This is a genomic window from Methylophilus sp. Leaf414 (assembly GCF_001425425.1).
Classification (GTDB): Bacteria; Pseudomonadota; Gammaproteobacteria; order Burkholderiales; family Methylophilaceae; genus Methylophilus.
Genome location: NZ_LMQQ01000004.1, coordinates 487,668 through 502,379, shown reverse-complemented (window position 1 = coordinate 502,379; position 14,712 = coordinate 487,668). Strand labels below are relative to the sequence as shown.

Here is a 14,712-nt window from a genome sequence, read left to right as displayed (position 1 = left end):
TGGTTATAAATTCAATTTGACCTATTTTAAATAAGGCCAGCCCAAACTCATTTGCGGAGTTAGCCGTGAATCACCTCTTAATTTATTTAACTAGCTGATGCGATATCTGCCTGCAAAGCAACCTTATATATAGATAAGGATTTAAAGGTACTTTAAGGCGTTTTTCACACAATTAATTTCATGCCCTGCACTTCATAATTCCTACAGATGTTCAGCTCGCCTTTCTGGCGGATGTGAACAAGGCATATATATAGGAGTGTTGCATGGCATCAGTTTATGTAGGTATGACGGTAGATATTCTGCATCACGGGCATATCAATATCATCGAGCAGGCAAGAAAGTACGGCGATGTCACGATTGGTTTATTGTCGGATGCGGCTGTGGCAGATCACAAACGCTTGCCCTACCTGACTTATGATCAACGTAAATCTATCGTTGAGAACATTCGCGGTGTGGTCAATGTCGTACCACAGGACGAATGGGACTACGCACCCAACCTGCTGAAACACAAACCTGACATCATGGTGCATGGCGATGACTGGCTGGATGGTCCATTACTGCCTTATCGTGAACGCGCCCGCGCAGCACTGGCTGAATATGGCGGCCATCTCATTGAGATTCCTTATACCCGCGGCATCTCATCCAACGAGATGCTGGGCCAGATACAAACGCTGGGCACCACGCCGGATATCCGCCGCCGTACCTTAAAAAGATTGCTGGCTGCCAAACCGATTTCCCGTTTTATCGAAGCACATAACCCTATCTCGGCCCTCATTGCAGAGCATGCGATCGCCCAACGCAATGGCAAGAACTGCCAGTTCGATGGTTTCTGGTCCAGTTCACTGACGGACTCCACTGCGCGCGGCAAACCGGATATTGAAGCACTGGAGATCAACAGCCGTTTATCCAATATCAACGATATTTTCGATGTCACCACCAAACCATTGGTGATGGACGCTGATACCGGCGGCAAGCTGGAGCACTTTGAACTCAATGTGCGCAGCATGGAACGCCTTGGTATTTCCGCCACCATCATTGAAGACAAGATAGGCTTAAAAAAGAATTCTCTGTTTGGCAATGAGGTTGCGCAATTGCAGGATGACATTCAACCCTTCTGCGACAAGATCGCCGCCGGCCGTGCCGCCCGTGTCAGTGATGACTTTATGGTGATTGCGCGTATCGAAAGCCTGATCCTGGAAAAAGGCATGGAAGACGCCGTCAAACGTGCACAAGCTTATGTCGGTGCAGGCGTGGACGGCATCATGATACACAGCCGCCAGAAATCGCCGGACGAAGTATTCGAGTTTGCCAAAATCTTTAAATCCGAATTCCCGACGACGCCACTGGTGTGTGTACCTACCAGTTACTGCACGGTGACCGAAGAAGAACTGGCCGCCCGTGGATTCAATCTGGTGATTTATGCCAACCACATGATGCGCGCAGCTTATCCGGCCATGCAGCGTACGGCCATGGAAATTCTCAGAAATGGGCGGACCGCAGAAGTCGAATCCGAACTGATGTCGATCAACGACGTGTTGTCACTGATCCCTGGTACCAAATAATAAAAGGAGCATCCACCATGATAGAAGCTGGTGCATTTCTTGAGGCGCTGCAACTGGCAGGCGTGCAGTTTTTTACCGGTGTACCTGATTCCTTATTAAAGGAGTTATGCGCCTGCTTTTCTGATCGCCTGCCTGAACAGAAACATGTGATTGCCGCCAATGAAGGGGGTGCTACTGGTCTGGCCATGGGGCATTACCTTGCCACTGGCAGTCCGGCACTGGTCTATATGCAGAATTCCGGTCTCGGCAATGTGGTAAACCCTGTCGCTTCCCTGGCTGACCCGCAGATTTATGGTATCCCCATGCTGATGGTGATTGGCTGGCGTGGTGAAATGCAGCAAGATGGTACGCAGATCCATGATGAACCGCAGCACGTCAAGCAAGGCCAGATCACGCTTGAGCAATTGGAAATCATGGGTATTCCGTTTGAAATTTTCCAGACCGATCTTAGTTGCGCATTGACACAAACCCGCCGGCTGCTTTCCCTGGCAAAACGCAGGTCAGGCCCGGTGGCTTTGGTGGTGCGCAAACAAAGTTTTGCGCCTTACAAACCAAAATCGGCCAACAAACCAGTTGGCAAAGATGCTTTACTGCCTAGCCGTGAAGATATGCTGACGCGTATCGTCAGCCTGCTTTCCAAAGATGTCGCCGTGGTTTCCACGACTGGCATGGCATCGCGCGAGCTGTTTGAATTCAGGCATGCAAACAATAGTGGTCATGCACGAGATTTTTTGACCGTAGGCGGCATGGGGCACGCTTCACAAATTGCCTGCGGCATCGCGTTGGCACAGCCGGACCGGCAAGTGGTTTGCCTGGATGGAGATGGCGCCCTGCTCATGCATATGGGCAGCCTGACATTGAGCGCACAACAACACAACCTGGTACATATCGTCTTTAACAATGGTGCGCATGATTCTGTTGGCGGCCAGCCTACCGTGGCCGCACAATTAAATCTTTCCAGCATAGCCAAAGCAGCCGGTTACCAGTGGGTCATCCGGGTCAGTTCGAACAGCCAGCTCAGTGAGGCATTACAGTATGCCTTGAGCCTGGGCCAAAGCTGCTTTATCGAAGTACTTTGCCGACGTGGAGCACGCGCTGATTTAGGTCGCCCTACCCGTACACCGGCACAGAACAAACAAGACTTTATGCAATTTTTGGAAGAGGTCGCGTATGCCTGACCAGTCGCCAACTTTATTGGCGCATATCACGCAGAAAAATAGCGCCAAAGCCTTGTTTACTGCTGGCCCAGCCAGTTTGCTGGAAGAAAACCTGCTCGGCTTGCGGCCGTGTTTTGGCCGTGGCGATACAGATTACCAGCAGGTAGAACAGGCTGTCCTCGATGCATTAAAAAGCATGACAGGTCATGCCCAGATCGCCCGCCTGCAAGGCTCTGCCAGCCTGGCGCTGGAAATCGCCTCACTGAATTTCCTGTTCGGCAAAGTGCTGGTGATAGACAGCGGCTACTATGCCCAACGCCTGGCAAGTTTTGCCGAAGCAGCCCAGCGTCTGGGCCATGTGCGTACGGTTACCGTGGTCAACTGGCTGGATATTGCAGATATTGCTGGACAATATGACTGGGTCGTCGCCTGCTACACCGAAACCAGCATAGGCCTGAAACTACCCATGAATGAATTACGTGTGCTGGCAAACCGCGTAGATGCACAACTTTTCCTGGATGCGACCGCCTCTATCGGCCTGGAAGCCGACCACGACCAGGCGGATGTGATTGCCTATAGTTCCTGCAAAGGACTGTTTGGCCTGACCGGTGCTGCATTCATTGCATTTAACCAGTTGCCGACCAATAGCGTGGACGGGTTTTACCTGAACCTGCATACGCATCTGGAGCGGCGCATGACCGGCCCTTACCATGCAATTGCTTCATTATATGAAGTGTTGCCCAAGCATAATGATTTACGCGAAGCCGTATTTATCAATAAAACGGCCATGCTGCAAAAATTTTCAAGCTATGCCACCCATCCCGCGAGTCACCAGCCTGCATTGTGCACCTGGGTAGATGCCAGGATAGGCTCGCGTGACCCACGTGCAGTGTTGTATGCACCACGCGGCATCAGCGGTGGCAGCGTAGTCTGCCACCTGGGTGAAGCGCACCTCGGTTCAGCGGCAACGGGTGAGATCTTAAATATGCTGGAGGTACTGGCGTGAACGCACCAAAACGCATCATGGTTGATATGTCCGCCACCCTGATCCATCACGGCCATGTCCGCCTGCTGAAACAGGCGAAACAGCTAGGTCACGTAGTAGTGGCCTTGACCACCGACGAAGAAATCCGCAGCAAGAAAGGCTATGAGCCTGAGCTGGATTATACCGCTCGTGCAGAAGTGTTACTGGCAATGCGAGATGTCGATGAAGTCGTGCCCAGCCCATGGCTGCTGGATGACGATTTCCTGCAGCAGCACAATATTGATTTACTGGTACACGGCCACGATAACAGCAACCCGATCGCGGCTGAGAAACTACATATCCTGCCACGCACAGAAGGTATCAGCAGCACGCAGTTGCGTGCCCGTGTTCTCAAAGCCGTCAGTCAAAAAATGGAAGCTAACTCATGAGCAATTTATGGCAACAAATCTGGGAAAAACGTACCCTGCAACCGCAACATGCAATCACGCTCGAGACCTTGATCTCGCTGGATGGCTTTGATAGCGGTGCCGGCAAGATCAACCTGGCCGACTGGCAGGAATATACCCGCCGTATCAGTGAAAAGCTGGGCCTGAAACCGGGCAACTCCGTATTTGAAGTAGGTTGCGGTGCCGGCGCTTTCCTGTTTTCGTTGCGCGAGCAGATGGCACTGGAAGTCGGCGGCCTGGATTATGCCGCAGGCTTGATAGAAGCTGCACAAAAAGCCATGCCAGACGGTGAATTCCTGGTACAAGGTGCCCAGTCTCTCGATACCGAAACAGGCTACGATTTTGTCATTGCCAATAGCGTGTTTCACTATTTCGATGAAGCGACCGCCGCACAGGTATTACAAGCCATGTGGAAAAAAGCCAGGCATGGGATTGCCATACTGGATGTCCCGAATGCAGCCACTAGGGCAGCCTGTGAGCTGGCTCGCCGTGAAGCCCTGACTGAGGCTGAATACGAAGAGAAATACCGTGGTTTGCACCACACTTATTACACTCCGGAATGGTTTATCAATCAGTTGCCGCAATGGCCGCACCAGGCCTTTGAAAGCTGCGTGCCCAACTATACGCAAAGCGAATTTCGCTTCAGTGTGATTTTCTCCAAACATTTACATGGATAACGACTGATCATGACGACATCCACACTTAGCACCCTGCCTGCGATTACTTTCTTTTATACCGATAATTGCGAGCGCCAGGCATTAGCACCTATCGCGGATGAAGCGGCAGGCAGAGGTTTTCCGATTCAATGGAGCATGGATTCCAGGCAATATGCTGAAATCGGTGTCTATTGCGAGCATGCTTGCAAGCCCAATGCCGGCTTTTCCATCATATTGCTGCACGACCTGGCACAGCGCCATGATATCTGGCCGCACTTCTGGCATCACGAACCTTGGGATGCCTTTGATATGGGCATCGTACCCGGCGCCAACTGGGTAGACCGCTGGCAAACCCAGGCAGTATTTGCCAAGGCCAGGCCTAAATTAGGCGTATTTGATCTGGGCTGGCCCAAGGCCGACCTGGTCTACCGCAACCAGGATGAATTCAAGCAACAGGCGAAAGCCCTGCGCGAGCAACTGGGTCTGAAATACGAGCGCTCTGTGTTGTATGCTCCTTCCTGGGAAAACCACGGCAAGCAGGATGACTTTGTACAGGCGTTAAAGGATTTGCCGGTCAACCTCCTGCTGAAACAGGCGCCCTGGTCAGAAAAATACCGCTGGGTGTTGAATAATATTGACGAGATGGATGCCCTGCACAGAGGCTGCGCCGACAATGTCTATGTGATTGATCGCGAGATCAGCATTATGTACTGCCTGGGGCTGGCCGATGTCATGGTATCTGACGAATCCAGTGTATTGACCGAAGCTTTGCTGCTGGACGTGCCCGGCGTAGCGGTGATTGACTGGGTGATTCCTGACACCAACCCGCCAAGACCGGCTTGCGTGCCATATGATTATGTCACCAAAACCACACGCGCCAACCTGCGAGACACCGTATTGAATGTGCTGGAGAATCCGCAGCAATACCAGACCGAGATTGATACGAATAAAAAACAGCAATTTGCCCATCTTGGTGAAAGCGCCAGACTGATTGTCGACAATATGGTCGCAGCCTTGCAAGGCCAGCCATTACCGACACCGCCACTGACAGCCCAGGTAGAAATCGACCGTACGACGTACCAGCATGCAGAACAGCTGGCTGCAGAAGGCGATATGCAACTGTCTACCCAGATCATGCTGGAGCTGATCAAAAAAGGTAGTACCTGCTGGGAGCCCTACAATGACCTGGGTACCTTGCTGGTCAGCCAGGGACAATTTGAAGATGCCGAGATGCTGCTGGAAAAAGCGGTGCATTTCGCGCAGGAAAACCCTGCGATTCCGCTGAGTAATCTGACAGAAGTGTATTGTTTGCAGCAGAAGGCGGATAAGGCGTTGCAGACGCTGGTGAAACTGAGCAAGCATGCGCCTAATTCGGCGGCATCTATTCCGCATATCCGCAAGTGTATGGAAACGATGTTCTAGATTTTCAGTGCTGGCAGGGATTTCGCGCAACATGATTGTACTCACCTGCTGGCTGATATGTGAAGTTCCTAATCGGTATTTCTTTGGTAATTCACCTATGTATTTCGCCCTTAGGCGAGTTACTTTTCTTTGTTTGCACAAAGAAAATGTAACCAAAAGAAATGCACCCTAGCTTCCGCTTGTTCCCTGCGTTGCTCGTCAACGTGGGCGTCCAACGAAACTCGCCCTAGCGGCTTGCACAAATCGCAAGCCACCGCGGAACTCAAACAGACGCTGGCCGAAGACTCCCACGCTGACTGCGCTACTCGGCGCGTCAGATAGGGGCCCGTTTAAAACCACCACGATGAAACGATAACTAAATGGTTACATTGAGGGCGCTTAGTGCCCTTTTAAACGCCCAAGACTAAATCCCACAAATCAATTCTTTTGTTTTGCAGGTTTGCTTTGTTTTATTTCAATGATTGTGCGGGAATGAATGCGGCGAGTCTCGTTAAACTGCGAGCGTGTGGTTTTCACGGGTCCCTATCTGACGCGCCGAGTAGCGCAGGCAAAATAAGAAATAAGGGAGCGACTGTATGAGCTCCGCAACAAGCCACGAAGTGTGTGGTTTGTCAGGGCGAGTTTCGCGACCGCTTATTTTGACGAGCAACGCAGGAAACAAGCGGAAGCTAGGGTGCCCTTTCTTTTGGTTACTTATTCTTTGGGCAAGCAAAGAAAAGTAACTCGCCTAAGGGCGAAATACATAGGTGAATTACCAAAGAAATACCGATTAAACCCTCAAAGCTACTGCTCTTTGTTGCAAGCAAACTAAGCGTACAGTTTGCTAGTCTGCTGAGCTTCATATCCAGCAACCATAAAAAAGCCTGCCACTTCGCAATGGCAGGCTTTCATCAAACCCCGTTCATTAAGTAAACAGCTGACGCACCGGCAATACAGCGCAGGAGAATTCCGCCGTCAAGCCATTCACATGTTGTTCCGGCAAGCCCTGGATCAGGTTCTGCAAACGGTTGAATACACTGATAAACGCCTGTAACTCATGATCCTGGTAGGTATATCCCAGTGTTTCGAGGATTGCCAGTGACAAGCCTCCAATATTAGATGGCGTATTCGCATGCGGCTTGGCGCAGCCACGGATGCGATGCAACGTCAGGAACAGGCCACGCAATGCCACGAACGAGACTGGCAAAGGAATGGCAAAGTCCCACTCCAGGTCAAAGAAATGGCCCTGCCCTTGTGTATCCACCACGAAATTAGTCGGGGTGGCATCAAAGTATTTCGATGGCAGTAAATCGGTAGCACCGGCAAACTCCGGAAGGGTATGTCCACCCTGTGTCGCATTGGCAGCAAGTGCTTTTACCCATACTTCAGCCCAGGCAGCAAGATGCTCTACACGCCATCCAGGACGGTTCACCAATTGGGTCAGTTTATCCATCCATAAAGTACCGCCGTGGTAAGGAGATTGTTCCCAGTCTGCTGTCAGCAGTTTGATAGTCTCACCGGTATTACGCGTGCGTGTTACCAATCCCTTGTCAGCCTGCACGAATTGGGTTTCCTTGCTGAATACAGCTTGGCGCTGGCAACCATAATGGGCTGCCAGTACCTCAGGATGCTGTTTGCCGGTTTGCTGCGTAGGATAAGCCACGAACATAAACGAGTTGGCCATGTCTTCTACCAGGTTATTGCGGGCAAGGACTTTCCATGCATTTTCCAGCGAGAAGGTAGGATGACGTGGCGATTGTCTGTCATGCACGACTGAACCGGCAGCCAAAGCACCGATATCCCAGCCTGCTGCTTTATGCGCAGTGTTAAACCCTTCAGGATAAATCACAGTGACCGGTGTTTTGTAATCAGGCAGTGGCACATACAGTTCTGTCGTTTCAAAACCGGCGCTGCGGATCAATGCATCGAGCTCGACGCGGCCAAAGGTGATCGGGCTGGTAGTACTGTAGGAATCATTAATTCCATACATCGCCTGACCCATATGGTCTTCAGGCGCGCCGTTGAAATACTTCAGGCCCAGCTGGTTCTCAATCGCCACAATCAGCATGCCGTCTTCTTTCAGGAAAGACTTGGCTTTTTGCAGTAAAGTCAGCAGCGGATTAGGTTCCTTGACATACACTTGCGCGTATTCCAGCACGCCAATCAAAGTGACGACATCAAATTTTTCATCCGTCTCATAAGACTGGATCAGATCGCAGAATACATTGACGTTCTTTAACTCAGCGCAGCGTTGGCCGATGATACGGGCGCGGTTAGGGCTGCCCTCCACCACGACCACTTCCCCACCCAGCTCACCCAGGAAACGTGTGATCGCGCCACAACCGGCACCCAGCTCAAGTACCTTACCGTTAGCTATTTTCTCTGCAAAAGGACGCAACAGGTTGGCGCGTTGTGAAGTCAGGTGGTAATAGCTGGGCCAGTCAGTGGCTTTGGAAGCCAATTCATCCGAAAATACACTTTTGTCGCGGGCCTGGCGGATGATGTCATACAACCGTTGCTCGGCATTACCGGCATCCTCGTAGCCAAAGGCTTCCGCCTGCGCACGCTGGTAAAAGTTGTCTTGCGCGCGGTAAATATAACCACCAACAGTTGCTGGCTTCTGGTTGCCTGTGGCAACAGGTGCAACAGTCACCGGCACAGCCTGCGCGTAAAATTCCTGGCAGGCCTGGTTCAGTTGCTGGATCGCTGCTTCAGACAAACCATGCTGTCTGGCGAAAGCGATGACCTCAGTCACTTCTTTCTGATTTGTGGTTTGCATTAAGGCGTGCACATAGGCAGTCCAGTAATCCTGCGTTTGTGGTGCCAGGATCACAGCCTGTTCGAGTAACGGCAACGCTGCTTTAGCGGATTCCTGCAAAGCAATAAGCCCCAGCCCGTAATAAGCCACATCATGTTTCGGGGCAATCCCCAGAATCTCCTGGTACAGCGCTGCTGCCTCAGTCAACTCCCCTTTTTCCTGGTGCTGTATCGCCAGTTGCAAGACTTCTTCAACGGTTTGTTCCAGTGTCTGTTGGTGAGCGTTTTGTGAGTCTAAAGCTGTTTCCGCAGGGGCAGATTGCATCGCTAAAGTTTCCATGGTGGGTCCTTTTAAGGTCATTTGTTTGGTTGCGGTCAGTTGGGTTGCAGGTGACGCCAGGGCGTCGCTCTCTTCTGCAAGCAAGTGCATGTTAAAAGATTGTGCAGTCTGGTGTTGGCACCAGCGTTGCCACATCACGCGTAATGCATCAGCAAGGGTGGCTGACAATTTGGCAGGCTGTGACAACAATGACTGTTGCAAGCGCTCACGCATGCCGTTACGTACTTCTGCCAGCGCTGCAAGATCAGCACATAAATTGGCCCCTTGAGCTATCCAGGCCTGTGCATCTGCAGCAATCCAGTTGTTTAAGCCCGCATGCTGCATCAATGCCATTGCACCGCGGCTGTTGAGGCGATCACCTACCTGGCAAAGCGTAGGTACACCCATCCATAAGGCATGGGCGGTTGTGGTGAGCCCATTCGACGGAAAGGTATCCAGGCAAATATCTACACGATGGTATTGCTGTAAATAGTCAGCCATGTGACTGCGCGCAACCAGTTGCAGGCGGTCACCCGCGATGCCTGCCTGCTGAAACCAGCTCACCAGATGACTGCCATTCTCTGAAGAGGATATACCCCCCAGGATCATGCGGCTATCTGGCACAACTTGCATTAGCTGCGCCCATAACTGTACGGTGGCCTGCGTGATTTTGTTCGGGCGGTTAAAGCAGCCAAAGGTGATATAACCATTGCTTAACGCAGGCAATGGCTTAACCTCAGACATGCTTGTATCTGGCATAAATGGCGCATTTACCGGTAACTGCACCAGTTTTTCAGTGAACTGGGCATCAAACTCACCAACCGGCGTCAATGCCTCATCAGTCAGGTAGTAATCCATGGCAGCCAGGCCTGTGGTGTTCATATAGCCCAGCCAGCTAAGCTGGATAGGCGCAGGTTTCCTGGCAAATGTCAGCAGGCGGTTACCTGAGGTATGGCCGGATAAATCAATCAGGATATCAATGCCATCCTGGCGGATTGTATTTGCCAGAGCCTCATCAGACTGCTCAGTGACGTCTTTCCAGCTGGCAAAATATTCACGCATTTTTGCGGTGACTTGATCACTTATTGGATGGTTATAATAAGCATGCAACTCCAGTTGCTGGTTACTTGCCAAGCCAAGCAACAATGGCTTGAGGAAATGGGGAATGGAATGCGCCCTGAAATCAGCAGACACAAAGCCTACTTTCAGTGGCCTATCCAGGTCTCGGTCATTGTCATGTGGCTGCCAGTGAGCTTTTAACGGTGCTTCATATAATTCTGCATAGGCCTGGTGGGCCTGCAATAATTCTCCTGCGGGAATGCCTTGCGCATGGCTCATGCAAAACAGCAGGTTGCTGAAACAACCGGCATCGCCAGGTTGTAATGTCAGTGCCTGTTTAAAGTGGGCGATCGCTTTATCCACGGCACCCAGGTCTTTCAGCACAATACCCAGGTTATTGTAGGCAGCTGCGTAATCCGGTTTCAGTGCGATGGCTTGTTCAAATGCCTGGACGGCAGCGGTCAAATCACCCTGTGCTTTCAGCACCAGGCCGTAATAGCAATGTTCTATCGGGTCATTAGCATTGAGTGCCAGGGCGCGCTTGGCCGGCTCGCGTGCATCTTCCTTCAGCAAAATGCGTACGTCACTCAGCATTTTCCAGCCGTTCAGCCAGTCCGGGTGCTGTTGCAACACACTGTCCAAACGCTGTTGCATCTCGGTGTATTTGGCAAGCTCAAACAGACGCATTAAATCGGCCTCCTCCGCTTCCAGGGCTTGAACACTGGTTGCCTGCTCTGCCAACCCCCATGAGGCCAATAAAGCATTCAGTGCTTGCGTATGCTGGCCACTTTGCAATGCCTTTCCCAGTACTTCCTGGAATTGAGGGTCATTTGAACCGTGTAACGCATTCAGGTAATTACTCAATAATTGCCATTGCTCTGGCTCCAATCTGTGAGCCTGCTCAAATAAAGCAATCGCTTGCGTATGCTGTTGCTCATCCCAGGCAATCAGGCCCAGGTTATGTAATGACAGTGCATGCTGGGGATGAATCTGCAAGATTTCCTGGTACAGCGCGCGTGCTTCAGCATACCGGCCCAGTTGCTGCTCCGCAGCTGCCTGGTCAAACACTTCGGCAATGGAGGCTTCCAGCGCAGCGGATGGTGTTTGCAATGCTGGTTCCCATTTTTGCGCATATTGCAAATATTTATCACGCCAGCGCTGGGTACCAAATGCACCGCCACTTTGATGGGTCATGCGCAAAGGCCACACACCCAGTTGCAATCCGGCACGGGTGGCGGTACGGCAAAAATCCAGGTCATAAAAGTGAAAGTCAAACTGCGGATCAAAGCTCACCTGTGATTCGACCAGTCGCTTTTTATAAGCGGCCAGGAAAACGCCATCCATTAATTGCGCAGCACCGGCAGGTTCGCCATAGGCTGATGCAGGACCGAATGCGTGCTGGCCATGACTAACTGCACCACGCAGATAAGCGGTGTCATCCCAGGTAAATTTGGTATCGACAAAACACCAGCCGGTTTGGCCGGGCTGAATACGGGCATTACCGGCCACCCCAATCACGTCGTATTGCTGCAAGCCGTCAGAGATTGTTTGTACAAAAGTATTTTCATCAATCCAGACATCGTCATGGATAAATACCAGCAAGGCATCATCAGGCGCAGCAGCAATGGCGTCATTAAAAATCTCGGACAGGCCGCGCGTGTTCTCACAAGCGATCCTGGCAACCAGTCGCGCATCCTGGCGCATATGGCGTTTTAAAGATTTGCCCAGCGCCGCATCGCGCCAGAAGGCTTCTTCGCTCATGCGTGTGGCACTAACTACCCATACCGGTTGCTCCCCACTAAACACGGCCTGAACTGGCGCGCGAGCAAGTAGCTGATTTTCCTTCAGGCCGGATGTGGCCTGCTGCCAAAAGCTGAATAACAGCCTTTCAAAATCTTGCGCAAATAGTGCAGCATCCATCAATGGTGACTGCAACACTGTTGCCCGCAAACCTAGTCGCGTGGTGGCCAAAGCCGGCAAATCATTGGCGAATGTCACCGCTTTTTCTACATATTCATCAGCAGTTTCCGCCACCCAGTCGCTCAAGCCTGCGCAGGTCAGCATGCTGGCACCCTGGCGACCGATCAGCGTATCGCTCAATAATGTCAGGGTAGGTACACCCATCCACAAGGCTTCACAAGTCGTGGTACCGCCACTGAAGGGGAAAGTATCCAGGATCATATCCACTGCGTGATGGCTTTTCAGGTAAGCCTCCCGCGTCACCATCCCCAGCAATTCACAACGCTCGGCATTGATACCAACGTTAGCTAATCTTTCGAGAGTTTCCGCCCTGGCGGCGGCATCGTTGAAGGTCTTGCACTGCCAGCGTAACCTGGCTGCTGGGTGTGCCGAAAAAATGCGTCCCCAAAGCGTTAATACCGCATCGGTGACTTTGGTGTAGTTTTGATAGCAACCGAAAGTGACAACTCCCGATTGTTCAGCAGGTAAGGCATTGACGGCAATATCGAATGGCGGTGCCGTAAAACACAATCGGGTATGCGGCAGATAGGCAATTTGCTCGGTAAAGCGTTGTGCCACCTGTGCATTGACACTGACAGGGTCAGCAATCACATAATCCATCACCGGCAAGCCAGTGGTACCCCAGTAACCCAGCCAGGCAGCTTGTACCGGCGCCGGTTTCCAGGCAAATACAGGTAAGCGTGTGCCGCCGGTCAGGCCGGACAAATCCAGTAAAACATGAATGCCATCGTTATGAATCAGGCGTGCAGCCTGTTCATCGGTCAAACCAGCCAGTGAACGCCATTCGTTGCAATAGCCTTTTAATTCGTGCGTGAGTACATCTTCACGACCATCGGTAGAGTAGCCATAGACTTCCAGCTGGCCAGGATTAAAATGCTTTACCCAGTTTTCAATGAAATAACCAACCGGGTGGCGTCTCAGATCTGCAGACACAATGCCTACGCGTAAGCGCTGGTCATTTTTGTGGATGTTCCATGCCTGGAACGGCGTTTTTTCCTGCATCATCAACTGCCCAAGTCTGGCAACATAGGCAGTATGTTTTTCTTCAGTCAGGTAATTCACATAGCTATCTGAAAACAACAGGTTTCTCAGCGCCATAACATGGTCAGGGTCCTGTACCAGTACTTTTTCCAGTATCTCAATCGCCAGTTCAGCTTTGCCCAGATCCAGGTAAATACTGCTCAGGTTGATATAAGCTGACAGATGGTCAGGCTTGAGCGCGATGGCTTTTTCCAGGCTGGCAATCGCTTCAGGATAGCGTCCCAACAGGCGCAGGCTGATACTGTAATTGCTCAGTATCACCTCAGAATCAGGCAACAACTCCAGGGCTTTTTCAAAGTTGAGGCATGCCTTGTCAAACGCTGAACGTGCATTCTCGATCAATCCCAGGTTGCCATAAATATAAGGGTTACCGGGATCCTGCTCCAAAGCTTTATTGCAATAGCGCTCAGCCTCTGCGTACAGGCACTGATCCAGTAATTCAGCGGCTACATTATTCAATTGCTCCGCATTAAAGTCTTGCATGCGCATGACCTGGTCAACGTAATGCTGATACTCGCGTGTACGTTGCGTGACCCGGTACAACTTGGCAAGATTTTTTAATATGGATAATTCTTGCGAGTTGACAGCGTAGCCCGCAAGCAGCCATTGCTCCGCTTCATCAAAATTGGCTTTTTTAAGATATAGCGCGCCCAGATGGCTATAAGCTTCCACATAGTCTGGCTGGTGTGCAATAGCTGTTTCATAGGCCTGAATGGCTTCACTTTCGTTACCCAATAGCTCCAGCGCGACCGCCATATTAAAAAAGATGATGGCATTGCCTGGCTCGATAGCTGCCGCTTCGCGGTAATACTGGATCGCTTCCAATGGCTTGTCTGCTTCATGCAGCAAGGTTGCCAGTTCAAAGTTGACACGGCCATCCTGCTGGTGAATATTCAGGCCGCGGCGCAATAGTTTTTCGGCCTCTTTCAATTGACCGGTTTTTTTAAGTACGCTCGCCCAGTTTGCATAGGCACGGCTAAAGGCCGGGCTTAGTTTGAGCGTCTGGCGGTAATTTTTGATTGCTTGTGGATGCTCCTGCAACTGGGCATGTACATTCGCCAGGTTATAGAATACTTCGGCATCTTTCTTCAGCAATTTTCCTGCCTGTGAAAAGGCTTCTACGGCAGCGCTTAATTGATCTTGCTGCTGATACAGACTGCCCAGTAACTTCCAGGCCAGGCCTTCCTCGGGGAAGTCAGTCGTGATTTTCTGCGCCAATGTCAGACACAGAGGCCAGTCGCCCTGTTTCCAGGCTTCAACAAGCTGTTGCATCCAATAGCTGCAATCCCTTTGCAGGGAGTGAGCAGACGACGAGACATCGGACGACAAACGCATAAAAGAAATTCCAA

7 protein-coding genes are annotated in these 14,712 nt (G+C 51.3%); 6 read left to right on the top strand and 1 reads right to left on the bottom strand.

Going from position 1 to position 14,712, the window contains the following annotated elements; all coding sequences use genetic code 11:
- Window positions 1-263: 263 nt before the first annotated feature.
- The 6 genes from aepX to ASG24_RS11235 are packed head-to-tail and all read left to right on the top strand — an operon-like array spanning window position 264 to window position 6,228.
- Window positions 264-1,562 carry a phosphoenolpyruvate mutase gene (gene aepX, locus ASG24_RS11260; protein WP_055871423.1) on the top strand — a complete coding sequence of 433 codons (1,299 nt, stop codon included), beginning with the start codon at window positions 264-266 and terminating at the stop codon, window positions 1,560-1,562.
- 17 nt (window positions 1,563-1,579) lie between these two features.
- Window positions 1,580-2,740 (top strand): phosphonopyruvate decarboxylase, encoded by a 1,161-nt coding sequence (gene aepY / locus ASG24_RS11255; RefSeq protein WP_055871421.1) that lies wholly within the window; start codon window positions 1,580-1,582, stop codon window positions 2,738-2,740.
- A complete protein-coding gene (locus ASG24_RS11250; protein ID WP_055871418.1) occupies window positions 2,733-3,725 on the top strand; it encodes a hypothetical protein in 993 nt (330 codons plus the stop codon). Before aepY ends, ASG24_RS11250 begins: the two co-directional genes overlap by 8 nt.
- Window positions 3,722-4,132 carry an adenylyltransferase/cytidyltransferase family protein gene (locus tag ASG24_RS11245; protein WP_235562402.1) on the top strand — a complete coding sequence of 137 codons (411 nt, stop codon included), beginning with the start codon at window positions 3,722-3,724 and terminating at the stop codon, window positions 4,130-4,132. The genes ASG24_RS11250 and ASG24_RS11245 overlap by 4 nt, the downstream gene beginning before the upstream one ends.
- Window positions 4,129-4,827 (top strand): bifunctional 2-polyprenyl-6-hydroxyphenol methylase/3-demethylubiquinol 3-O-methyltransferase UbiG, encoded by a 699-nt coding sequence (locus ASG24_RS11240; RefSeq protein ID WP_055871414.1) that lies wholly within the window; start codon window positions 4,129-4,131, stop codon window positions 4,825-4,827. Before ASG24_RS11245 ends, ASG24_RS11240 begins: the two co-directional genes overlap by 4 nt.
- Window positions 4,828-4,836: 9 nt before the next feature.
- Window positions 4,837-6,228, top strand: coding sequence for a tetratricopeptide repeat protein (locus ASG24_RS11235; protein ID WP_055871411.1), 1,392 nt, complete (start codon window positions 4,837-4,839; stop codon window positions 6,226-6,228).
- 904 nt (window positions 6,229-7,132) lie between these two features.
- Here the strand turns inward: ASG24_RS11235 and ASG24_RS11230 are convergent.
- The gene (locus ASG24_RS11230) at window positions 7,133-14,698 is read right to left on the bottom strand and encodes a tetratricopeptide repeat protein (protein WP_055871409.1); all 7,566 of its coding nucleotides are present in this window, start codon (window positions 14,696-14,698) and stop codon (window positions 7,133-7,135) included.
- Window positions 14,699-14,712 lie beyond the last annotated feature (14 nt).

What these genes read in the sequence shown, in the direction of transcription:
- ASG24_RS11230 (WP_055871409.1), bottom strand. Translation starts at nt 14,698, where the DNA reads ATGCGTTTGTCGTCCGATGTCTCGTCGTCTGCTCACTCCCTGCAAAGG.
- ASG24_RS11240 (WP_055871414.1), top strand. Translation starts at nt 4,129, where the DNA reads ATGAGCAATTTATGGCAACAAATCTGGGAAAAACGTACCCTGCAACCG.
- ASG24_RS11250 (WP_055871418.1), top strand. Translation starts at nt 2,733, where the DNA reads ATGCCTGACCAGTCGCCAACTTTATTGGCGCATATCACGCAGAAAAAT.
- aepY (WP_055871421.1), top strand. Translation starts at nt 1,580, where the DNA reads ATGATAGAAGCTGGTGCATTTCTTGAGGCGCTGCAACTGGCAGGCGTG.
- ASG24_RS11235 (WP_055871411.1), top strand. Translation starts at nt 4,837, where the DNA reads ATGACGACATCCACACTTAGCACCCTGCCTGCGATTACTTTCTTTTAT.
- aepX (WP_055871423.1), top strand. Translation starts at nt 264, where the DNA reads ATGGCATCAGTTTATGTAGGTATGACGGTAGATATTCTGCATCACGGG.